At 64.6% G+C, this 22,974-nt stretch carries 18 protein-coding genes; 11 read left to right on the top strand and 7 right to left on the bottom strand.

Going from position 1 to position 22,974, the window contains the following annotated elements; genetic code table 11:
• Positions 1–412: 412 nt before the first annotated feature.
• The 7 genes from C4S73_RS00090 to C4S73_RS00060 all read left to right on the top strand — a co-directional run bounded on the left by C4S73_RS00090 (position 413) and on the right by C4S73_RS00060 (position 8,890).
• Positions 413–1,987 (top strand): ABC transporter substrate-binding protein, encoded by a 1,575-nt coding sequence (locus C4S73_RS00090; RefSeq protein ID WP_103871191.1) that lies wholly within the window; start codon positions 413–415, stop codon positions 1,985–1,987.
• Between the two features lie 219 nt (positions 1,988–2,206).
• Positions 2,207–3,184: an ABC transporter permease gene (locus C4S73_RS00085; RefSeq protein ID WP_103870454.1), complete on the top strand. Its 978-nt coding sequence runs from the start codon at positions 2,207–2,209 to the stop codon at positions 3,182–3,184.
• Entirely contained in the window at positions 3,181–4,017 is an 837-nt protein-coding gene (locus C4S73_RS00080) for an ABC transporter permease (RefSeq protein WP_103870453.1), read from the top strand. Before C4S73_RS00085 ends, C4S73_RS00080 begins: the two co-directional genes overlap by 4 nt.
• On the top strand, positions 4,017–5,639 hold the full coding sequence (locus C4S73_RS00075) for an ABC transporter ATP-binding protein (RefSeq protein ID WP_103870452.1): 1,623 nt from the start codon (positions 4,017–4,019) through the stop codon (positions 5,637–5,639). The genes C4S73_RS00080 and C4S73_RS00075 overlap by 1 nt, the downstream gene beginning before the upstream one ends.
• A 120-nt stretch (positions 5,640–5,759) precedes the next feature.
• Positions 5,760–7,049, top strand: coding sequence for an ArgE/DapE family deacylase (locus C4S73_RS00070; protein WP_103870451.1), 1,290 nt, complete (start codon positions 5,760–5,762; stop codon positions 7,047–7,049).
• 65 nt (positions 7,050–7,114) lie between these two features.
• Positions 7,115–8,296, top strand: coding sequence for a Na+/H+ antiporter NhaA (nhaA, locus tag C4S73_RS00065; protein WP_103870450.1), 1,182 nt, complete (start codon positions 7,115–7,117; stop codon positions 8,294–8,296).
• Positions 8,297–8,446: 150 nt separating this feature from the next.
• Positions 8,447–8,890: an NUDIX hydrolase gene (locus tag C4S73_RS00060; RefSeq protein ID WP_103870449.1), complete on the top strand. Its 444-nt coding sequence runs from the start codon at positions 8,447–8,449 to the stop codon at positions 8,888–8,890.
• A gap of 177 nt (positions 8,891–9,067) precedes the next feature.
• Here the strand turns inward: C4S73_RS00060 and C4S73_RS00055 are convergent, their stop codons facing one another.
• The 7 genes from C4S73_RS00055 to C4S73_RS00025 form a co-directional block, all read right to left on the bottom strand.
• On the bottom strand, positions 9,068–10,792 hold the full coding sequence (locus C4S73_RS00055) for a Na/Pi cotransporter family protein (protein ID WP_103870448.1): 1,725 nt from the start codon (positions 10,790–10,792) through the stop codon (positions 9,068–9,070).
• Positions 10,793–10,963: 171 nt separating this feature from the next.
• Entirely contained in the window at positions 10,964–12,031 is a 1,068-nt protein-coding gene (locus tag C4S73_RS00050) for an ABC transporter ATP-binding protein (protein ID WP_425290304.1), read from the bottom strand.
• Complete coding sequence (locus C4S73_RS00045) at positions 12,028–14,244, bottom strand: ABC transporter permease (RefSeq protein WP_103870447.1); 2,217 nt, start codon at positions 14,242–14,244, stop codon at positions 12,028–12,030. Before C4S73_RS00045 ends, C4S73_RS00050 begins: the two co-directional genes overlap by 4 nt.
• A gap of 218 nt (positions 14,245–14,462) precedes the next feature.
• Positions 14,463–15,500, bottom strand: coding sequence for an ABC transporter substrate-binding protein (locus tag C4S73_RS00040; protein ID WP_103870446.1), 1,038 nt, complete (start codon positions 15,498–15,500; stop codon positions 14,463–14,465).
• Positions 15,501–15,591: 91 nt separating this feature from the next.
• The gene (locus C4S73_RS00035) at positions 15,592–16,374 is read right to left on the bottom strand and encodes an inositol monophosphatase family protein (protein WP_103870445.1); all 783 of its coding nucleotides are present in this window, start codon (positions 16,372–16,374) and stop codon (positions 15,592–15,594) included.
• Positions 16,375–16,376: 2 nt separating this feature from the next.
• Positions 16,377–17,384 carry an inositol 2-dehydrogenase gene (gene iolG, locus C4S73_RS00030; RefSeq protein WP_244595373.1) on the bottom strand — a complete coding sequence of 336 codons (1,008 nt, stop codon included), beginning with the start codon at positions 17,382–17,384 and terminating at the stop codon, positions 16,377–16,379.
• 37 nt (positions 17,385–17,421) lie between these two features.
• Positions 17,422–18,210 (bottom strand): SDR family oxidoreductase, encoded by a 789-nt coding sequence (locus C4S73_RS00025; protein WP_103870444.1) that lies wholly within the window; start codon positions 18,208–18,210, stop codon positions 17,422–17,424.
• A 420-nt stretch (positions 18,211–18,630) separates the two neighbouring features.
• Between C4S73_RS00025 and C4S73_RS00020 the strand changes: the two genes are divergently transcribed.
• The 4 genes from C4S73_RS00020 to C4S73_RS00005 all read left to right on the top strand — a co-directional run.
• Complete coding sequence (locus tag C4S73_RS00020; RefSeq protein ID WP_103870443.1) at positions 18,631–20,421, top strand: peptide ABC transporter substrate-binding protein; 1,791 nt, start codon at positions 18,631–18,633, stop codon at positions 20,419–20,421.
• Between the two features lie 159 nt (positions 20,422–20,580).
• A complete protein-coding gene (locus C4S73_RS00015) occupies positions 20,581–21,540 on the top strand; it encodes an ABC transporter permease (RefSeq protein WP_103870442.1) in 960 nt (319 codons plus the stop codon).
• Entirely contained in the window at positions 21,506–22,447 is a 942-nt protein-coding gene (locus tag C4S73_RS00010) for an ABC transporter permease (RefSeq protein ID WP_103870441.1), read from the top strand. Before C4S73_RS00015 ends, C4S73_RS00010 begins: the two co-directional genes overlap by 35 nt.
• Positions 22,448–22,468: 21 nt before the next feature.
• Positions 22,469–22,974 (top strand): ATP-binding cassette domain-containing protein (locus C4S73_RS00005; protein WP_146071235.1); only part of this gene is annotated, 506 nt, incomplete at its 3' end.

The following is a 22,974-nucleotide window of genomic DNA, read 5'->3' as shown; positions in this document are numbered from 1 at the left end:
CGGACACCGCCCCGTTCTCTTAGTTTTTGGCATTGCCGCGGCAACAGACTCCAGAATTGCAGGCTGAAATCGGCCGGAGCTGACATCGCGCTGCGGCGGGACATTTCAACTCGCCGCCTATTCTTCACATAGAGACAGCCTATTAGACCGGTCGAGCGCTTTCTCGTTATCGTTTCCCCTACAAGACGTGCTCGCGGCCCACAGATCGAAAGCGCGGCGCCAAGCCGCCGGATCAGGCCACGTCGCGATCGAGGCCGGGCGGTCCCGCCGACTCGGCCAATAAGGGGAATGATCCATCTGCAGCCGACGGCATCTCCGGCCCTGTCCGACCCGATCAAGCTATGATCTAGTTCGGAGCGGGGCGGATCGAGACGCCGCTGGTGTGCGACAATCGAAGCATTGGGAGAAGATGATGCTGAATTCACAGATCCGCCGGCGCCTTGCCGTGACCACGGCGCTCGTCGCCCTCGCCTTCGCGCCGATGGCCGCGCAGGCGCAGGAGCCGAAAAAGGGCGGAACGGTTCATGTCGTGGTTCAGCCCGAGCCGCCGATGCTGATGCAGGGCCTCAACCAGAACGGGCCGACCAACATGGTCGCCGGCAACATCTACGAATCCCTGCTGCGCTATGACGAGAAGCTCAATCCGCAGCCCTCGCTGGCGAAAAGCTGGGAGATTTCTCCCGATGCCAAGGTCTACACCTTCAAGCTGCAGGAGGGCGTGACCTGGCATGACGGCAAGCCCTTCACCGCCGACGATGTCGTCTTCACGCTCGACAAGTTCCTGCGCGAGGTCCATCCGCGCTGGCGGCCGATCGTCAACACGCAGGTCGAAGCGATCGAGAAGGTCGACGACCTCACCGTCAGGATCACGCTGAAGCAGCCCTTCGGGCCGATGATCATGTCGCAGGAAGTCGCCTCGGCGCCGATGATCCCGAAGCACATCTATGACGGCACCGACTACCGCGCCAATCCGGCCAACAACACGCCGATCGGCACCGGCCCGTTCAAGCTCAAGGAGTGGAAGAAGGGCTCCTACATCCACCTCGTCAAGAACGAGAACTACTGGATGAAGGGCAAGCCGAACCTCGACGAGATCTACTGGCAGATCATCCCCGACGCGGCCGCCCGCGCCGTCGCCTACGAGACCGGCAAGGTCGATGTGCTGACCGGCGGCTCGGTCGATGTCTATGACGTCGCCCGCCTTTCCAAGCTGCCGAACACCTGCATGACCACCAAGGGCTGGGAGATGTTTGCCCCCCATGCGTGGCTGACGCCGAATGTCCGCAACGGCATTCTCGGCAACAAGCAGTTCCGCCAGGGCCTGATGTACGCGATCGACCGCGAATTCGGCCGCGACGTCGTCTGGGGCGGCCTCGGCAAGCTGCCGACCGGGCCGATCTCATCCAAGACGCGCTTCTATTCGTCCGACGTGCCGAAATACACCTATGATCCCGCCAAGGCGAAGGAGCTGATCAAGGCCTCCGGCTACAAGGGCGAGACGATCAAGCTGCTGAACCTGCCCTATGGCGAGACCTGGAGCCGCTGGTCGGAAGCGATCAAGCAGAATCTCGAGGATGCCGGCGTCAAGGTGCAGATCGAGAACACCGACGTTCCCGGCTGGACCCAGAAGGCCAGCAACTGGGATTTCGACCTGAACTTCAACTTCCTCTACCAGCTCGGCGATCCCGCGACGGGCGTGGCGCGCTCCTATGTTTCGAGCAACATCGCCAAGGGCAATCCTTTCGCCAATGTCGGCGGCTATTCCAATCCCGAAGTCGACAAGCTCTTCGCCGAGGGCGCGAGCGCGCCGACCGACGCATTGCGCCAGGAAGCCTACACCAAGGTTCAGAAGATCCTCGCCGACGAACTGCCGGTGCTCTGGCTGCTCGAGATGGATTTCCCGACGATCTATCGCTGCAATGTCAAGAACCTCGTCACCACCGGGATCGGCGTGGATGACGGCTTCCGCGACGCCTGGAAAGAGTGACGGAGGCAGGCATTTCCGGGCACGCCTCTTCCGCGATTGAACAGAAGCGTGTGACCAACCTCGACCGTCATCCCGGACAAGCCGCGCAGCGGCGCCGATCCGGGATCCATCGGAGGCCCGATTCTTTGACGGATTTGGCTCGATCATGGATCCCGGATCTCCGCTTCGCTGCGTCCGGGATGACGGTGTGCATTTGAGCAACCGCCGAGACTTTGCCGCATGAACCTCCTGCAATTCCTCTCCGGCCGGCTGGTGAAGGGCGTTCTCGTGCTCTTCGCCATCGCCCTGTTGAACTTCTTCCTGATCCGGGCCGCGCCCGGCGACCCCGCCCAGGTCCTTGCCGGCGAGGCTGGAGCGGCCGATGCGCAATTGCTTGAACAGCTGCGGGCGCGCTTCGGGCTCGACCAGCCGCTGCTGACGCAGCTCTGGATTTATCTGAAGGGCTACGCCACGCTCGATCTCGGCTTCAGCTATCGCCAGCAGCGGCCGGTTCTCGACCTCGTGCTCGACCGGCTGCCCGCGACGCTGCTGCTGACGGGGGCGGCCTTCATCGTCTCGCTGGGGCTCGGCGTGGTCATGGGAGCGCTGGCGGCAAGGCGGGCCGGGCGCTGGTCGGACAGCCTGATCACCACGCTGTCGCTGGTATTCTACGCGACACCGCTGTTCTGGATCGCGCTGATGAGCCAGATCCTGTTTTCGCTGAAGCTCGGGCTCGTGCCCAATGTCGGCTTCGAGACCATCGGCGCGAACTATACCGGCCTCGCCCGCGCGCTGGATATCGGCCACCATCTCATCCTGCCGTCGATCACGCTGGGCCTGTTCTTCACCGCGCTTTACGCCCGGATGATGCGGGCCTCGATGCTGGAGGTCGCAGGAGCCGATTTCGTCAAGACCGCGCGCGCCAAGGGGCTTTCGCCCGCGATCGTCTCGCGCCGGCACGTGGCGCGCAACGCCATCCTGCCGGTGGTGACGCTGGCTGGCCTGCAGGCCGGCCAGCTCGTCGGCGGCGCCGTGCTGACCGAGACCGTCTTCGCCTGGCCCGGCATCGGGCGGCTGATGTTCGACGCGCTGGTGCAGCGCGACTATTCGGTGCTGCTGGGCGTCTTCTTCATCTCCTCGGCCATGGTCGTCGGCTTCAACATCCTGACCGACCTCGTCTACCGCCTGGCCGATCCGCGCATCGAGGCTGCCTCATGAATTTCTTCAAGCGCTTCGCCCGCAATCGCGGAGCCCTGATCGGGCTTGCCATCCTGCTCGCCGTCGTCGCCTTCGCGCTGCTGGCGCCGACGCTCTATCCGCAATCGCCCTGGCGCATGGTCGGGCGGCCCTTCATGGCGCCGCTTGCGCTGGATCGCTTCCCGCTCGGCACCGACACGCTGGGACGCGATATCGCGTCCGGCATGGTGCATGGCGCGCGGGTATCGCTGATGATCGGGGTCGTCTCGACGATTGTGTCCCTGCTGATCGGCGTGCCGCTGGGCGCAGTTGCGGGCTATGCCGGCGGCTTCGTCGACGACGCCCTGATGCGCTTCACCGAGTTCTTCCAGACGATCCCCTCCTTCGCGCTCGCCATCGTCATGGTGGCGATCCTGCAACCCCAGCTCGGGTCGATCGTGCTCGCAATCGGCATCGTGTCATGGCCGCCAGTGGCGCGGCTGGTGCGCGGCGAGGTGCTTTCGCTGCGGACCCGCGAATATGTCCAGGCCGCCGTCACCATCGGCCAGTCGACACCGCGCATCATCTTCAGCCAGATCCTGCCCAACACCATCGCCCCGATCATCGTGCTGGGCTCGCTGATGATCGGCTCGGCGATCCTGCTCGAATCCTCGCTGTCCTTTCTCGGGCTCGGCGATCCCAACCTGATGAGCTGGGGTTACATGGTCGGCGCCGGGCGCACCCGGCTGATCGACGCCTGGTGGATCAGCTTCTTCCCCGGCCTTGCGATCTTCCTGACGGTGCTGGCGCTGAACCTCGCCGGCGAGGGCCTGAACGACGCGCTCAATCCGCGCCTGGCACGGGGACGCGAGTGATGGCGGACGTATCGAAGGCCGAGCCTGTCCTCTCCATCGAGAACCTCACGCTCGCGCTGCCGCCGCTGGCCGACCGCGCCCATGCGGTCGAGAATGTCAGCCTGAGCATCGCTCCCGGCGAGACGCTTTGCATCGTCGGCGAATCCGGCTCGGGCAAGTCGATGATCGCACATGCCGTGATGGGCCTGCTGCCCAAGGCGGTGAAGCCCAAAGGCGGCGCGATCAAGCTTGCCGGACGCGACCTTCTCAGCCTTGACGAGGCTGCGATGCAGGATGTGCGCGGCCGCGAGATCGGCATGATATTCCAGGAGCCGATGACCTCGCTCAATCCGGTGATGCGGATCGAGGACCAGATTTTCGAGACCTTCGAGGCGCATGGGCTGCTGGCCAAATCCGAGCGCCGGGCCCGTACGCTGGCGCTGCTGACCGAGGTCGGCCTGCCCGATCCGGCGCGGCTGGCCAAGGCCTATCCGCACGAGCTCTCCGGCGGGCAGCGCCAGCGCGTCATGATCGCCATGGCGCTGGCGCTCGAACCCAAGCTGCTGATCGCCGACGAGCCGACAACCGCGCTCGACGTGACCACGCAGGCCCAGATCCTGAAGCTGCTCGACAATCTCCGCCAGAAGCACGGCACGGCGGTCTTGTTCATCACCCATGATTTCGGCGTCGTCGCCGAGATCGCCGATCGCATCGCCGTGCTGCAGCAGGGTAAGCTGGTCGAACAGGGCACGGCCGATCAGGTGCTCTCGAACCCGCAGCACGACTACACCAAGCGGCTGCTCGCGGCCGTGCCATCGCTGATACCGCCGCAGCGGCCGGCCATCGTCGAGAGCAAGCCGGTGCTCAGCGTGACCGATCTGGGCAAGGTCTACCGCAAGCGCTCCTTTTTCGGCGCCGCGCGCGAGGTGAAGGCGGCCGACAATGTCAGCTTCACGCTGGCGAAGGGCGAGACGCTCGGCCTCGTCGGGGAATCCGGCTCCGGCAAATCGACCGTCGGCCGCTGTTGCCTGCGCCTGATCGAGCCCGATGGCGGGCGCATCATGCTGGGCGACCTGGTGCTGAGCGATCTCGGAAAGTCGGCGCTGCGGCAGCACCGCAAGCGCATCCAGATGATCTTCCAGGACCCGTTCGCCTCGCTCAACCCGCGCCAGACGGTGGGGCGCATCATCTCGGATGGGCCGGTGGCGCATGGCACGTCGCGCAAGGACGCGCTGGCGCGGGCAAAGGAGCTGCTCGAACTCGTCGGCCTCTCCGCCAATGCGGTGGACCGCTATCCGCATGAATTCTCGGGTGGGCAGCGCCAGCGCGTCGGCATCGCCCGGGCGCTGGCGCTCGAACCCGACGTGCTCGTGGCCGACGAGGCCGTGTCGGCGCTCGACGTCTCCGTGCAGGCCCAGATCCTGACGCTGATCAAGGAGATCCAGCAGCGGCTTGGCCTGGCGATCCTGTTCGTCACGCATGATCTGCGCGTCGCAGCCCAGATCTGCGATCGCATCGCGGTGATGCAACGCGGCAGAATCGTCGAAACCGGCCCGACAGCCGCGCTCTTCGCTGCCCCTCAGCATGCCTATACGCAGGCTCTGCTCGCCGCCGTGCCCGGTGGCGCGCGGTTCGGGCATTGAGACGACCCGCGTCATTCTCGGGCGGAGCGCAGCGCAGACCCGAGAATCTCAGGACGAATGCCTACTGGTCAAAGAGATGGTCGGGTCAAGCCCGACCAGGACGCCCAAAGGAGCCCAGCCATGCCTCTCGACCCCGCCCTGCGCGCAAAAATCCTCGCCTCCGTCGAAGCGGGCTTTGCCGAACAGATCGCCTTCACGCAGGAGATGATCCGCTTCGGCTCGCTGCGCGGGCAGGAGCATGCCTGTCAGGATTTCGTGTTCCGGGCGCTGAGGGATCGCGGCCTGACCATGGACCGCTTCGGCATGGATCGTGCCGCGATCGCGGCCCATCCCGGCGGCGCGCCCTTTTCGGACGAGCATTCCGACGCCCCGATCGTCGTCGGCATCCATCATCCGCGCGAGGAGGTGGGCCGCTCGCTGATCCTGCAGGCGCATGTCGATGTCGTGCCGACCGGGCCGGAAAAATTCTGGACCCATCGGCCTTTCGACCCGGTGATCGAGGGTGACTGGCTCTATGGCCGTGGCGGCGCCGACATGAAGGCCGGGCATGCCGCCAATCTGTTCTGCCTGGATGCGCTCAGGCGCATCGGCCTGCAGCCGGCGGCGACCGTCTATGTCCAGTCGGTCGTCGAGGAGGAATCGACCGGAAACGGCGCGCTGATGACGCATCTGCGCGGCTACAAGGCCGATGCCGTGCTGATCCCCGAGCCTGAGGAGGAGATGCTGGTGCGCGCCAATACCGGCGTGCTCTGGTTCCAAATCGAGGTGCGTGGCGTGCCGATGCATGTGCGTGAGATGGGCGCCGGTGCCAACGCGATCGACGCGGCCTACCGCGTCATCACCGCCCTGCGCGGGCTCGAGGAAGAGATCAACGCCGAAAAGGTCGGCCGCGAGCATTTCGAGAATGAGGCGCACCCGATCAACCTGAATATCGGCAAGATCGAAGGCGGCGACTGGGCCTCTTCGGTGCCATGCTGGTGCAAGATCGATTGCCGGATCGGGCTCTATCCCGGGGTGAGCGCAGAATCGCTCGCCAGGCGCATCGAGGATTGCGTGCGCGGCTTCGCCCGACAGGACAAATTCCTCGCCAACAACCCGCCGCAGATCGACTTCAACGGCTTCTATTCGGAGGGTTATGTCCTGGAGCCCGGCAGCGAGGCCGAGGCCGTGCTCGGCCGGGCCCATGAGGGCTCGACCGGAAAACCGCTGAAGAGCTTTATGACCGCGGGATATCTCGATACCCGCGTCTATGCGCTCTACGACAAGATTCCAGCGCTATGCTATGGACCGATCACTGAGAATATTCACGCCTTCGACGAGCGCGTCAGCCTCGCTTCCCTGAAACGGATCACCGGGACGATGGCGCTGTTCGTGGCGGAGTGGTGCGGGGTCGAAAGCATCGAGGGATAAGCGCGCCTGCTGGGCCGTTGCCGCGTGGGCAACCCACTGACGCGTATGGATTGGAAGAGCGGATAATGGCGAAGTCGGTCGTTCGGAAACACCCTTCGGCATTGCGCGACTTTCTCAAGAGCGAAGCAGCCGGCGGCATCATCCTGATGGCGGTCGCGCTCATCGCGATCCTCGTCGCGAATTCGCCGGCCGCGACGCTCTATTTCAAGGTGCTCGGCACCTATGTGGCCGGCCTCTCGATCCTCCACTGGATCAACGACGCGCTGATGGCCGTGTTCTTCCTGCTCGTCGGGCTGGAGATCAAGCGCGAGTTCCTCGATGGCCAGCTGTCGAGTTGGTCGCGCCGGGCGCTACCGGGATTCGCCGCGCTGGGCGGCATGGTGGCGCCGGCCCTGATCTATGTCGCGTTCAATCTCGGCTCGCCGGAAGGCTTGCGCGGCTGGGCCATTCCCGCCGCGACCGACATCGCCTTTGCGCTCGGCGTTCTGTCGCTGCTGGGCTCGCGCGTGCCGGCCTCGCTCAAGGTCTTCCTGACCGCGCTCGCGATCCTCGACGATCTCGGTGCCGTCATCATCATCGCGATCTTCTACACGGCGGACCTCTCCACGCTATTCCTGGGCCTCGACGCGCTGACGCTGATTGCCCTGTTCGCGCTCAACCGGCTCGGCGTGACCCGCCTCACGCCCTATCTCGTGCTGGGCGCCCTGCTCTGGTTCCTCGCGCTCAAATCCGGCATCCACGCCACGCTTGCCGGCGTCGCGCTGGCGCTGACCATCCCGCTCAAGACGTCGCGGGGCACGCCTGACAGCGCGGACTCGCCGCTGCACAAGCTCGAACATGCGCTGCACCCCTGGGTCGCGTTCCTGATCATCCCGATCTTCGGCTTCGCCAATGCGGGGGTCTCCTTCGCGGGGCTCGGGCCGTCCGCTTTGCTCGCTCCGGTGCCGCTGGGCATCACGCTCGGCCTGTTCCTGGGCAAGCAGATCGGCGTCTTCGGCTTCGGCTGGGCCGCGATCCGGGCGGGCCTCGCGGACCTGCCGGCGGGTGCATCCTGGCTGCAATTCTACGGCATCGCGCTGCTGTGCGGCATCGGCTTCACGATGAGCCTGTTCATCGGCCTGCTGGCTTTCCCGGAATCGCCGGCCTTGCAGGACCAGACCAAGATCGGTGTGCTCGCGGGCTCGCTGATCGCGGGTGTTGCCGGCTGGGCGCTGCTGCGGCTGACATCGGCGAAAAAACGCCCTTAGCGGCGCCTCGCAAGACGTCACAAAACAGTCACATAACAAAAAATACATTAGCTAAATCGGAACCAAAGCGCGATGCTTGCGTCGTTCGCAGGCGCACGAATCACGACACCTGCGCTAGGTTGCGGGCGGCCGTGGAGGCGCCACCATTTAATGAAGAAATCGAAGCGCGTGCCCGGTGAAATAAGGGCGCAGATAGCGGCCATGCCGATCCGGCGCGCCGACGACGACTCGGCGGAAATCCTGCTCGTGACCTCGCGTACGACGCAGCGCTGGATCGTGCCCAAGGGCTGGCCGATCAAGGGGCTTAAGGACCATGAAGCCGCCGCACGCGAGGCCATGGAAGAAGCCGGCGTCATCGGCACGGTCAGCGAGACGCCAGCGGGCAGCTATCTCTACTGGAAGCGCATGTCCGACCACTTCGTCCTCTGCGAGGTGAAGCTCTATCTGCTCGACGTCGAACGCCAGCTCGAAAGCTGGGCCGAGCAGCACCAGCGGCGTAGTCAATGGTTCAAGCTGGCCGACGCCGCCGATCTCGTCGACGAGCCCGAACTCGGCACCGCCATCCGCAAGCTGGAGACCGCGTTGGCGGCGTAAGGATCCTTTCGGCTTGCCTCAGCCCTCATCTTGAGGAGCCGCGAAGCGGCGTCTCGAAGGATGCTTCAGTTATCTCAGGAGCCTCGCTGGACCATCCTTCGAGACGCCATTCCTGACGGAATGGCTCCTCAGGATGAGGGCTGAGAGGTGTCTCAAACGCTCTCCAATGGCACCGGCTCACGCACCGGAATGCGGCGCAGGAACGAGAGCGCCCTGCTCCTGGCGCGCGCGGGCTTCCTTGGTCTCCATCAGCCGGCTTTCGCGCAGGACATTGGCGCTCTCCAGGATCGGGTAGCCGATCGAGGCGATGTGGCCGTGGATGCGCTTGAGATCGCGGATGATGTCGAGATGGATGGCGCTGGTTTCGATCGATTCCGGGCGCCCGCTGCGCAGCCTCTGGAAATGGCTTTCGGTGGCCCGCCTTTCGGCATCGCGCATCACGGCCTTCTCGGCAAAGAGCTGGCGTGCGAGCGTCAGGTCGCGCGTCGCGAAGACGTTGAGCGCCAGAACCAGCCCCGAGGCGACGCGCTGGTGGAACTCGCGGATCTCGGCCAGCCCCTCCGGCGAGAAGGTATAGCGCTTGCGGATCTTCTTCTCCGCGAGCTCGCGGAGGTTCTTGTCGATAATGTCGCCGATATGCTCGAGATTGGTGATCAGGGTGATGATCTCGAGCAGGCGGCGGCTCTCCTCCTCGCTCAACTCGTTGCGCGAGACCTGCACGAGATAGAGCTTGATCGATTCATGGATCGTGTCGACGCCGTCATCGGCCTGGGCGATGGCGCGGGAGAGCTTGAGCTCGTCCTTTTCCAGCAGCGTCATCGTATCGCGCAGCATCAGCTCGACGCGATCTCCGAGGTTCAGCGCCTCGCGCATCGCGCAGGCGAGCGCCTCGGTCGGGCTGTCCAGGGCGTTGGGGTCGAGATAACGCGGCGCCACGACGGAATCAGCGGTTTCCTTATCGGGCATCAGCCGCCCGACCAGCGCCGAAATCGGCCCGACGAAGGGCAGGAACAGCAGCGCGCCGACAAGGTTGAGCGCGACGTGGAACTCGATCGCCAGACGCGTATCGAGCGTCGGCAGAGCCAGCATCCCGTTGGATAGCGGCCCGACGAAGGGCAGCACGATCAGCGCAAGGACAAGCCGGGTGAGGAGATTGCCGACAGCGGCGCGGCGCTGGGCAGCCGGCGAGCCAAGCTGATCGAGCACCGGGATCAGGGCATTACCGAGATTGGCGCCGACGACCAGCGTCAGAGCGGTGGCCGGGGGAAACAGGCCAGACGCCGCAAAGGTCGCGATCAACAGGATGACAGCAATGCTGGAATGCGTCAGCCAGGTCGCGGCCACCGCGACCAGCACGGCCAGCAGCGGCTCGGAGCCCAGCGCGCTCAGGAGGATACGGAAGGTCGGCGACTGCGCCAGCGGCGCTGCCGCCTGGTTCAACTCGATCAGGGCCAGCAGGATCAGGCCGATGCCGACGAGAACCCGGCCGATATTGCGGGCCCGCTCCATCGCCTCGTTGGAGAGATAAAGCACGACGCCGATCGCGAGGCAGAGGCCCCAGAGCCAGCCGAGATCCATCGAGATCACGAAGGCGGCAAGCGAGGTGCCGAGATTGGCGCCGAGCAGCACGGCCAACGCCATGGCCGCGCCGATCAGGCTGCGCCCGGCAAAGGACGAGACCAGCAAGGTCGTCGCAGTCGAGCTCTGCAGCACCATCGTGACCGCAATGCCGCTGCCGAAGGCGGCGAAGCGATTGCGGGTGAAGGCCTGGAGCGCATGGCGAAGCGAGGCCCCGAAGGCGCGCATCGCCCCGGTTCGCACCAGCCGCACCGCCCATATCAGCAGCGCGACGCCGCCGGCCAGGTGGATCAGGATGGTGGTTGCGCTCTCGCTCGTGCTCATTTTCGCTGGGTCTTTCCCCGATTCAACATCGCCCTATTAGCCTGAATTTACTGATTTTTCATTAGCCAACTCAACAGCAATATCAGCGGAACGTGCTGATATTGCGGCAGAACACCGATTTTTTTCGATATAAAAATCACCATTTTTCCGGCGGAGCGGCCGCCGGGGCGCTCAGACCGGGGGAATCAGGGTCACGCCGGATTTCGCGAAGGAGAGCCACACCGGCATTCCCGGCTCCAGCATGTCGCGCGCGCCGTACTGGATGACGAAAAGCTCGCCGACCGCAGTCGAGACCATGATATCCAGGTGATTGCCGAGATAGGCGCATTTCTTGATCGTGCCAGGCAAGGCCATCGCGTCGGCCTCATGCCCGATCAGCAGGCTCTCGGGCCGTACCGCGACCTTGGCGGGCCCTATACCCAGCCCGCGCGCGGGCATGGGCACGCTCACCGGCCCGATCGCGACTTCGGCGCGCCCGTCCGCCACGGATTTGACGGTGACGTCGATCAGATTGGCATCGCCGATGAAATCCGCCACGAAGGCGTTGGCGGGCTGCTCGTAGAGGTCGCGCGGGGCGCCCTCCTGCGCGATCCTGGCGTTCGACATCACGATGATCCGGTCGGAGACGGCCAGCGCCTCTTCCTGATCATGCGTGACATAGGCGACGGTCAGGTTCAGATCCTGCTGCAATTCGCGGATTTCCTCGCGAACCCGCCGGCGCAGCTTGGCATCGAGGTTGGAGAGCGGCTCGTCGAACAGCAGCACCTGCGGCTCCAGCACGAGCGCGCGTGCGACCGCGACCCGCTGCTGCTGCCCGCCCGACAATTCGGAGGGAAAGCGGTTCTCGAAGCCCTTGAGGCCGACCAGCTCCAGCTTGGACATAGCCATGTCGCGCGCCACCTCCTTGCCGAGTCCCTTGACGGTCGGGCCATAGGCGGCGTTCTCGATGACGCTCATATGCGGAAACAGCGCATAGGACTGGAAGACCATGCTCACATCGCGGTCGGCCGCCGAGAGCCTTGTGACATCCTTGCCGCCGATCATGATCTGGCCTTCGCTGGCGATCTCGAGCCCCGCGATCATGCGCAAAGTCGTGGTCTTGCCGCAGCCGGAGGGGCCGAGCAGAGTCACCAGCTTGCCAGCCTCGATGCTGAAACTGACATTGTCGACCGCCGTCACCGCGCCATAGCGCATGCTGACATTGCGGAATTCGACTGAAGCGGGTCCGGCCTTCGTCAACTCACTGCTCCCTGATTGATGGGGTCGGAGACCGAACTGGACAGCGCAACGACCTTGCGCCGGCCGAGTTTCCGCTCGCCGACACCGAGCTGGATCAGGCCGATGCCGATCGCCATGACGACGATGAGCACCGAGGAATAGGCGATGGCGAGGCCGAATTCGCCGGCTTCGACGCGCCCGACGATATAGGCGGTGGCGAGGTTGTACTCGGCCGAGACCAGGAAGATCACAGCGCTGACGGCCGTCATGCTGCGCACGAAGCTGTAGACCAGCGCCGCGACCAGCGCCGGCCGCAGCAGCGGCAGCACGACGCGCCAGAGCGTGGTGAAGCTGCGCGCCCGCAGCGTCGTCGACGCTTCGTCGAGGCTCTTGTCGATCTGCGACAGGCCGGCGATGCCGGAGCGCACGCCGACTGGCATGTTGCGGAAGACGAAGGCGATGATGAGGATCAGGCCCGTGCCGGTGATCTCGATGGGCGGGACGTTGAAGGCGAGGATATAGGCGACGCCCAGCACGGTGCCGGGGATGGCGAAGCTCAGCATGGTCGCGAATTCGAGGCTGCTGCGGCCGCGGAAGTTCTGCCGCGTCAGCAGATAGGCGGTGAGCAGGCCGATGATGGCGGTCAGCGGCGCCGAGATCGCGGCAACCTTGAGCGTGGTGAAGAAGGAATTCCAGGCCGCGCCTTCGAAGAAGATGCCGCGGCTGAAATCGATGGCGAAGCCGGTGCGGTAATGCTCCAGCGTCGGGGTATGGTCGCGGCCCATCGTCTTGACGAAACCGCCCATCAGGATGACCAGATAGATGATGAAGGTCAGCGCCACCCAGGGCACGATGACCAGGCCGGCGAGCCATTGCACGCGGCGCGGCAGCGGCGTCGGCAGCCCGGCATCGCCCTTGCCGGTCAGCGTCGTGTAGGATTTGTTGCCGAGCCAGCGCTGCTGGATCCAGAACGCGCCCAGAGTGAAGGCGAGCAGCACGATGGCCAGCACCGCCGCCTGCCCCTGATTGTAGGCCGCGCCGACGACGGCGAAGAAGATCTTGGTCGACAGCACCTCGAAATTGCCGCCGAGCACGAGCGGATTGCCGAAATCGGCCATGCTCTCGACGAAACCGAGCAGGAAGGCGTTGGCGATGCCCGGCCGCAGCAGCGGCCAGGTCACGGTGGAGAACGTCTGCCAGCGCTTGGCGCCCAGCGTCTGCGAGGCCTCTTCGAGGCTCGGGCTGATGCCCTGGACGACGCCGATCAGCACCAGGAAGGCGATCGGCGCAAAGGCCAGCACCTGCGCCAGCAGGATGCCGGGCAGGCCGTAGAGCCAGCGCGAACGCGGCACGTCGAACCATTCATAGAGCAGGCTGGAGACCAGCCCCGCGCGGCCGAAGAGCAGGATGAGCGCCAGGCCGATGACGAAGGGCGGCGTGATGATCGGCAGGACCGTCAGCGCCCGCATGACGCGCTTGCCGGGCATGCCGGTGCGCAGGATCAGGAGGGCGCAGGCGAGGCCGAGCAGCGTGGTGATGACGCCGGTCAGGACAGCGAGGACCAGGGTGTTCCAGGCCACGCCGCAATTGACGTTGGCGCTGAGGCAGCCCAGCCCCCAGATCGAGGAATCGAAAAAGCGCGCGACGAAGGCCGAGGGCGCGAAAGCCCCGGCCTGATCGACCAGCGCGCTCCTCAGAATGGTCGCTACGGGGAAGAAGATGAACAGCCCGATCAGCAGGATGACGATGCCGATCGAGGAGGTCGTGAACAGGTCGCCCCGGCAGACGCCGCGATAGGCCAGCCCATGGCAGAGCAGGAGCAGCAGCGACAGGATCGCCAGGAAACCGCCGGCGCCCATGCCGCGCTGCGTCGCGCCAGAACCGCCAAGCAGAACCGCAAGCCAGGGAATGCCCTGATTTTCTAGGGCAATTGCAAAGCCCTGCGCGAAGAACAGCACCATGCCGGCAAGACCGGCCCAGACCAGCACGGTCGCGACCCGTGGCGTGTCGCGGCTGGACATGACGGCGGTCGCCGCGACCAGCGCCACGCCGATGGGCAGGAGCCAGGGCGCCTGCCCCGACAGGGCCAGCACGAGCGCGCTGCCGGCCTTGCCGAGGGGATAGCCGGCGAGCCAACCGAACTCGGTCAGGCTCATCCCCTCGACGAAATACCAGGGCAGCAGGGCATAGCCGAGCCAGCCGAGCAGCAGCGCAAGCTTCGTGGCGGCGCGCATCCTTGCCCTGTCCCCTCATTTCACTTGTGGCCCGCCGATTATGACGGCTTTTGCGACCACAGATCTGATTTTACGACAGAACCGTCGCCGTCATCCCGGGCTTGACCCGGGATCCATCGAAGGGCGGTGGCGCTCCACGATGGATCCCGAATCTCCGCTTCGCTGCGTTCGGGATGACGGCGGTGGTTCCGATGGAAACGCCGTGACCGTTCCTTGCCTTATTTCGGCAGCGCCTTCACTTCCTTGTCCCATTTCGCGAGCAGGCGATTGCGCTCGGCCGAGGAGCCGTATTTCACGAAGTCGTAGTTGATCAGCTTCATCTCCGACATTTTCGGCGATTGGGCCGGCACCGGCGCGTTCTTGTTCGAGGGCACCTGATAGGATTTCGCCGGAGCGGCCAGGGCCTGGGCGGCAGGCGTCAGGGCCCAGTCATAGAACTTCTTGGCGTTGTCGAGATTGCGCGCGCCCTTGACGATCGACATGGAGCCGATCTCGTATCCAGTGCCCTCGCAAGGCGCCACGGGCTTGATCGGGTCGCCCTGCACGGCAAAGACCACCGCGTCATGGATGAAGACGATGCCGACCGCGGTCTCGCCCAGGCTCGCGGCCTTGGCGGGCGCTGCGCCCGACTTGGTGTACTGGCTGATGTTCTTGTGCAGGGCCTTGAGATATTCGAAGCCCTTATCCTCGCCCATCAGTTGAACGACGGTCGCGAGCAGGTTGTAGGCCGTGCCCGAGGAATTGGGGTCGGCGACCTGTACGTCGTCCTTCAGCTTGGCGTTGAGCAGATCGGCCCAGCATTTGGGCTCGGGAATGCCCTTCTGCTTGATCTGCTGCGTGTTGAAGCCGAAGCCGAGCGCGCCGGCATAGATGCCGATCGAGCGCTTCTTGGCAGCGGTCCATTGCGAGATTGCCCAGTCGTTCAGATCCTTGTTGACCGGGGACTCATATTCCTGGGTCAGCCCCTCTTCCGCCGCCTGGAGATGCGGATCGCCGGTGCCACCCCACCAGATGTCGCCGCGCGGATTGGCGGATTCAGCCTTGAGCTGGGCATAGATCTCGCCCGCGGACTTGCGGGTCATCGCGACCTTGATGCCGGTGTCCTTCTCGAATGCCGTGGACATGGCGCGGCACCATTCTTCCTGCACGCCGCAATACATCACGAGCGCCCCTTGAGCCCGGGCCGGCACGGCGGCGAAGGATGCGGTGGCGACCGCGGCGAACAGGCCCGCCTTGAGCCAGGATTTGGTCTGCATGGTAACCTCCCTGATGAGAACGTTTCGTTCTTCTGTCTTTGGTGTGAAACTGAGACGACTTTCGTCGAAATATCAACGGCTATCGTGCTGGCTAAATGATCCCCGTGATCGCCTGGAGCTGACCGACCAGGGCCGGCGTACAGCACAGGATTGGATTGCCCTTGGCGATCGCATCGCCGGCGAAGAAATCATTGATCGTAGCGCCAGCTTCGCTGGCGATCACCACACCGGCCGCGACATCCCAGGCATTGATATGGAGCTCCGCGTAAGCCTCCGACCGGCCATTGGCGACATGGCAGATGCCGAGCGCGCCCGAACCCGAGCGCTTCATCGAGGCGCCGGCCGCATAGCCGCGCTCGATAACCGGCAGGTAGTTCGCCGCGGGCACACGCGTCGACCAGCCCAACTCGACATAGGCGCGGGTGATGTCGCTGGCGCCGGAGACCTTGATCGGCTGGCCGTTCATGGTGGCGCCACGACCGCGCCGGCCGACATAGACCTCCTCCATCGCAGGGGCCGCGATGATGCCGATTTCGGGCACGCCGTTCAGCAGAAAGCCGATCGAAACGCACCAGTTGCGGTCGCCCCGGGCGAAATTCGAGGTGCCGTCGATGGGATCGATGATCCAGACCTTATCGCTGGCCTGCCCGCCGCCCTCCTCGCCGATGACGGCATCCCCGGGGAACAGCACGCCAAGGCGCTGGCGCAGGAAATCCTCGACCGCCCCGTCGGCGACGGTGAGCCAATCCTGCGCGCCCTTCATGGTGATGCCGAGGCTGTCGCGCTTGTTGAAATAATCGAGCGCCATCCGGCTTGCCTCGGTGACGAGGCCGAGCACGGCGTATTGGCGCAGATCGAGTTCGGCCGGCGTCATGATCACAATGCTCCCAGCGTCACGGAAACCGGCTTGCCGGTACGTGCCGATTCCGTCGCGGCGTCGGCCAGGATCTGGGCCTTGAGCCCGTCGAGGCCCGACGGCGTCGCCGCCTTGCCGCCTTTGCAGGCCGCGATGAACGCGTCGAGCTCGGCCCGGTAGGCTGCCGCGTAGCGTTCGAGGAAGAAGTTCTGCACCGGATCGGCCCGGAAGCCGGCACCTGTCGCGATCTCGACGGTGGTCTCGTGGATGTTGCCGGCGCGCAGCATGCCCTTGGAGCCGTGGACCTCGATGCGCTGATCGTAGCCATAGGTCGCCCGGCGCGAATTGGAGATCTGCGCGATCCGGCCCGAGGCCGTCTTCATCAGCACGGCCGCGGTATCGACATCGCCCGCCTCGCCGATCGCGGGATCGACCAAAGCCGAGCCGAGCGCGAAGACCTCGACCGGCTCTTCGGCCAGCAGGAAGCGCGCCATGTCGAAATCATGGATCATCATGTCGCGGAACAGCCCGCCCGAGCGCTTCACATAATCGACCGGCGGCGGCGAAGGATCGCGCGAGATCACGCTGACGATCTCGATCGCGCCAGCGTCGCCGGCACGCAGCCGGCTTTCGAGAGCGGCGAAATTCGGATCGAAACGGCGGTTGAAGCCGATCATCAGCGGCTTGCCGGAACGCTCCACAACTTTCAGGCAGCGCCGGATGCGGTCGGCGTCGAGATCGACAGGCTTCTCGCAGAACACGGCCTTGCCCGCGGAGACGGCAGCTTCGATCAGGTCGGCATGGGTATCGGTGGGCGTGCAGATCAGGATGGCGTCGATAGAGGCATCGCTGATGATCGCCTCGGCGGTTGCGGTTTTCGCCCCCGTAGATGCCGCCAAAGCAGCGGCTGCCTCCGGCGACGCATCGCCCACCGAGACAAGGCTCGCATCGGCCCTGGCGGCCACGTTCAGCCCGTGAATGCGGCCAATCCGTCCCGCGCCCAGCAATCCCATTCGCATCGTCGTCATCTGTCCTGTTGTCACCGGGCGAATCGTCTCGCCCCCGTCAATCATGTGCGCCCAGGATCGTCTGGTCGAAATCGATATTGGCACCGGTCATCAGCCCCGATTCCGGCGATGCCAGATAGGCCACGGCCTTGGCGACCTCGCGCGGATCGAGCAGGCGCCCGAAAGGCTGGCCGGCGGCTGCATCGTCGAGCCAGCCATCCTGTGCGCCATGGCGCCGGCGCATGATCGCATCTTCGCCGGGCGTCGCCATCCAGCCGATATTCAGGCCGTTGACGCGGATGCGCTGCGAGATCAGGCCGAAAGCGGCATTCTTGGTCAACGCCGCCAGCGCCCCCTTCGAGATGCTGTAGGCGGACAGGAAGGGCTGCCCGCCATGGGCTGACATCGACTGGATATTGACGATGGCGCCCTCGATCTTCTGGCGACGCATCATTTCGGCCGCATCCTGGATCAGGAAGAACGGCGCGCGCAGATTGACCGCCATGATCCGCTCGTAGAGCTCGGGCGAGGTGTCGAAGATCGTGCCGCGATCGGTGTCGCCAGCCGCATTCACCAGGATATCGAGCCGCCCGAAGGCCTGCTCGGCAGCGGGAACGATGGTCCTGACTCCAGCGAGATCGGCAAGATCGACGGCATGGAAGCGAGCGTCGCAGCCATCGGCCTTCAGGCTCGCGGCAACGGCCTCGCCCCGTTCGCGATTGCGCCCGGTCAGAAGCAAGGACAACACGCCGCGAGCCGCGAATTCGCGCGCGATCGCCTCGCCAAGCCCCTGGCTGCCGCCGGTCACGATTGCGGCTTTGCCGTCGAGATTACGGCTGAATGGCATGGAGTCGGACACCAGGCGCACATCTCCCCGAAGTGCAAAACGGCAGGAATTTTTTGATTTCCTGATTATTGGAATAAACATTCCGTTTTAAGCAGGACGAAGTCAAGGCGGCCGATATAAAGGCGCAGCGCGACCGTGGCACCTCGGCATGCGGTGCGTGAAACCTTCTGTTCACAGCAATTGGTAGAAGCCGGGCAAATCGCCGCACCGCGTCGCTGCACCCTCAATCGCCTCCTGGCGTGCGCCCTGTGCTGTATAATGAGGCATAAGCGGGGATATCGCCTTGCCGTGAACGCGCGTCTGCCCTGCGCTGCACAGTTGACGCATCGGTTGGCACATGCCTTGCTGAAGGCCCGAATGAAAAAATGGCGCAATAACCGCCGCGATTTCGGTACCTGGCTTACATGCGGAGGCATATTCATGAACGAACAGGATTTGCGACGACTGATCGCGAATGTGAAGGATGGCGCGCTGTCGCGACGCTCCTTCATACAAAAGGTAGCGGCGGTCGGCCTGGCCGCCCCGCTCGCCAACCAGATGCTGGCTTTCAACGGCGTCGCAATGGCGCAGAACGCCACCGTCGAGTACAAGCCGACCAAGGCCGGCGGCGGCGGGCCGCTCAAGATCCTGCTCTGGCAGGCCCCCACCCTGCTGAACCCGCATTTCGCCTCGGGCACCAAGGACCAGATCGCCTCGCGCATCTTCTTCGAGCCGCTCGCCGGCTGGGACAAGGAAGGCAACCTGATCCCGCAGCTCGCCGCCGAGATTCCCAGCAAGACGAATGGCGGCCTCTCCGCGGATGGCAAGGAAGTCATCTGGAAGATCAAGCAGGGCGTGAAATGGCATGACGGCAAGCCCCTGACCGCCGACGACGTCGTCTTCACCTGGGAATATGCCGCCGATCCTGCGACCGCCGCCTATACCACCGGCGCCTACAAGGACATCACGGTTACCAAGGTCGACGAGCACACCGTCAAGATCGTCTTCAAGGAAGCGACGCCGTTCTGGGCCGACGCCTTTGTCGGCGTCACCGGCCAGATCCTGCCCAAGCATCATTTCGGCGAGTATAAGGGCGCCAAATCGCGCGAGGCCCCGGCCAACCTGAAGCCCGTCGGCACCGGCCCTTACAAGTTCGTCGACTTCAAGCCCGGCGACATCATCACGGCCGAGCGCTTCACCGACTATCACGTCAAGAACCAGCCGCATTTCGACACGCTCGAAGTCAAGGGCGGCGGCGATGCGGTGTCTGCGGCGCGCGCCGTGCTGCAGACCGGGGAATTCGACTATGCCTGGAATCTCCAGGTCGAGGATGAAGTCCTCAAGCGCATGGAGACGGGCGGGCGCGGCAAGATCAGCGCGGTTGTCTCTGGTGATATCGAGTTCATCATCCTGAACCCGACCGATCCCTGGACCGAGGTCGATGGCGAGCGCTCCAGCGTCAAGACCAAGCATCCGACGCTTTCGGATCCGAAGGTGCGCGAAGCGATCAACCTGCTGATCGACCGCGACTCCGTCCAGAAGTTCATCTATGGCCGCGGCGGCATTGCGACGGCGAGCTTCGTCAACGAGCCCAAGCAGTTCAAGTCGCAGAAGCTGAAATACGAATTCAGCATCGACAAGGCCAACAAGATCCTCGACGACGCCGGCTACAAGAAGGGCGCCGACGGCATCCGCGAGAAGGACGGCAAGAAGCTCAAATACGTCTTCCAGACCTCGATCAACGCGCCGCGCCAGAAGACCCAGGCCATCATCAAGCAGGCCTGCCAGCGCGCCGGCATCGATCTGGAACTCAAGTCGGTGACGGCCTCGGTGTTCTTCTCCTCGGATGTGGCGAACCCCGACACCTACACCAAGCTCTATGTCGACATGGAGATGTATACGACGACCCAGCCGCAGCCCGATCCGGAGCGCTTCCTCAACCAGTTCACCTCCTGGGAGGTCGCGACCAAGGAGAACAAGTGGCTGGGCCGCAACGTCTCGCGCTACTCCGACCCGGCTGCAGACGAGGCCTACAAGGCCGCCCAGAAGGAGCTCGACCCGGTCAAGCGCGCCGCGCTTCTGATCAAGGTCAACGAGATCTTCTGCGAGGCGAACATCATCCTGCCGCTGCTGTCGCGCACCCGCGTCGCCGCGTCGGTCAACAACCTGACGCACGACCACAGCGGCTGGGATGTCGATACCTGGAACCTGGCTGCCTGGTATCGTAGCTGATCCTGCAGGCACGCCCCTTACGCCGCCATCAAAGGCCGTGTAAGGGGCCATCCGGCTCCGCATCAAAACGGAGCCGGACCATTTCGTGTAAAATGGGCGCCGGTCGACGGTCCCCTCAAGCCAGCGGCGCCTGAACGCAGGCTCAAAGAGACGTAAAATATGGCTACTTACCTGCTAAGGCGCTTGCTGATCGCGATTCCGAGCCTTCTCGGCATCAGCCTGATCCTGTTCACGGTGCTGGCGCTCGCGCCGGGCGATCCGTTCTCGGAAATGGCGACCAATCCCAATGTGCCGCCTGAAGTCCGCGAGGCGATCCGCGCCAGCTTCGGCCTGAACGACCCGATCATGGTGCGTTATCTGCGCTGGCTGGGCGCGATGGCTCAGGGCGATTGGGGTTTCTCCTTCGCCAGCCGCATCAATGTCGACACGCTCATCCTGCAGCGCGTCCCGACCACGCTCTTCGTCGTCGGTTCCTCGCAAATCCTGGCGCTCTGCATCGCGCTTCCGGTCGGCATCTACGCGGCGACCCGGCCCTATTCGGTCTTCGACCAGATCGCCAACACGCTGGCTTTCGTGGGATTCTCGCTGCCGACCTTCTTCACCGGCCTGCTTTTCATCCTGATCTTCTCGGTGTCGCTCGACTGGTTCCCCTTCGTCTACCGCTCCGACATCGCGGCGACCGGCTGGCGCTGGTATTGGGAGATGTTCCGTCAGGCGATCATGCCGATCTGCGTGCTCGGGCTGTTCCAGGCGGCGTCCTACACCCGTTATGTGCGCTCGGCGGTGCTGGACGTGATCCGGCTCGACTATGTCACGACCGCCCGCGCCAAGGGCCTGGGCGAAAAGACCGTGACGCTGCGCCATATCACGCGCAACGCGCTGATCCCTGTGGTCACGCTGGTCGCGCTGCAGATGCCGGCTGTCTTCGGTGGCGCCATCGTCACCGAGCAGATCTTTCGCGTTCCCGGCATCGGCTCGCTGCTGATCGACGCGATCCTCGCCAACGATACCCCGGTGATCATGGCCGTGACTTTCGTCTTCGCCTGCCTGGTCGTCATTTTCAATCTTATCGCGGATGTCCTTTATGGCTGGCTCGACCCTCGCATCTCCTTCAGCTGATCCTGTGTTGGGCGCAGTGACTACGGCCAAAGTGATCTCGCCAGGCCGCGAGACCTGGCGACGCTTTCGCCAGCATCGCCTGGCCATGGCGAGCACGGTCATCCTCAGCCTGCTCATCCTGGGGGTCGTGATCGGGCCATGGCTCTGGCCTGTGCCGATCAACGAGATCGACTTCACGGCGCAGCTTCAGCGTCCCTCGCTCAACCATCCCTTCGGCACGGATGATCTCGGCCAGGATATCCTGGCGCGCATGATGTATGGCGGCCGCATTTCGCTCGCGGTCGGGCTGGCCGCCATGGTGGTGGCCACGACAGTCGGCGTCTGCATCGGCGCGCTGGCCGGCATGTCGCGCAGGATCGTCGACCCGATCCTGATGTGGGTGACCGATCTGTTCCTTTCGCTGCCGCAGCTGCCGCTGTTGCTGCTGATCATCTATCTCTTCCGCGAGCAGCTGAAGGCTGCCTTCGGGGTGGAGGGCGGCGTCTTCGTGCTGATCGTCGTGGTCATCGGCGGCTTGCGCTGGATGCCGGTGGCGCGGCTGGTGCGGGCCCAGTTCCTCTCGCTGCGCGAGAAGGAATTCGTCGAGGCCGCGCGTGCGTCGGGCGCCACCAAGATGCGGCAGATGGTTCGCCACATCCTGCCCAATGCGATCGGCCCGGTCATCGTCGCCTCGACCATCGAGGTCTCCTCGGCGATCATCGCCGAATCGACCCTGTCCTTCCTCGGGCTGGGCTTCCCGCCGGACATCCCGACCTGGGGCCGGCTGCTGTTCGACGCCAAGGATCATCTCGATTCCGCGCCGCATTGGGCGCTGTTCCCCGGCGCCGCCATCTTCCTCACCGTGCTGTCGATCAATTTCATCGGCGACGGCCTTCGCGACGCGCTCGATCCGCGCCGCGTCATCTGAAGCAACATCAGGGATACCGACATGAGCACCCCTATCCTGTCCGTCTCTAACCTCTCGACGTCCTTCCGGGTCGAGGGTCAGTGGAAGCCAGTCGTTCGGGACGTTTCGTTCGAGATCGCGCCGAAGGAGACGCTGGCGGTCGTCGGCGAGTCCGGTTCGGGCAAGAGCGTGACGGCTTTGTCGATCATGCGGCTGACGCCCTCGGGCAACAGCAAGATCGAGGGCTCGATCAAGCTCTCGGGCAAGGAGCTGCTGACCCTGCCCGACGCGCAGATGCGCCAGATCCGCGGCAACGAGATCGCGATGATCTTCCAGGAGCCGATGACGAGCTTGAACCCGGTGCTGACCATCGGCTTCCAGATCGCCGAGGCGCTGATCCTGCATCGCGGCCTGTCCCGCTCGGCGGCCGAGGCCGAGACGATCCGGCTGCTCGAGAAGGTCCGCATCCCCGCGGCCAAGTCGCGCTTCCACGAATATCCGCACCGCTTCTCCGGCGGCATGCGCCAGCGCGTGATGATCGCGATGGC

Source organism: Allobosea lathyri, assembly GCF_900108245.1.
GTDB lineage: Bacteria > Pseudomonadota > Alphaproteobacteria > Rhizobiales > Beijerinckiaceae > Allobosea > Allobosea lathyri.
Note: the sequence above shows the minus strand (reverse complement) of the source record. Positions and strands in the feature narration are given on the sequence as shown.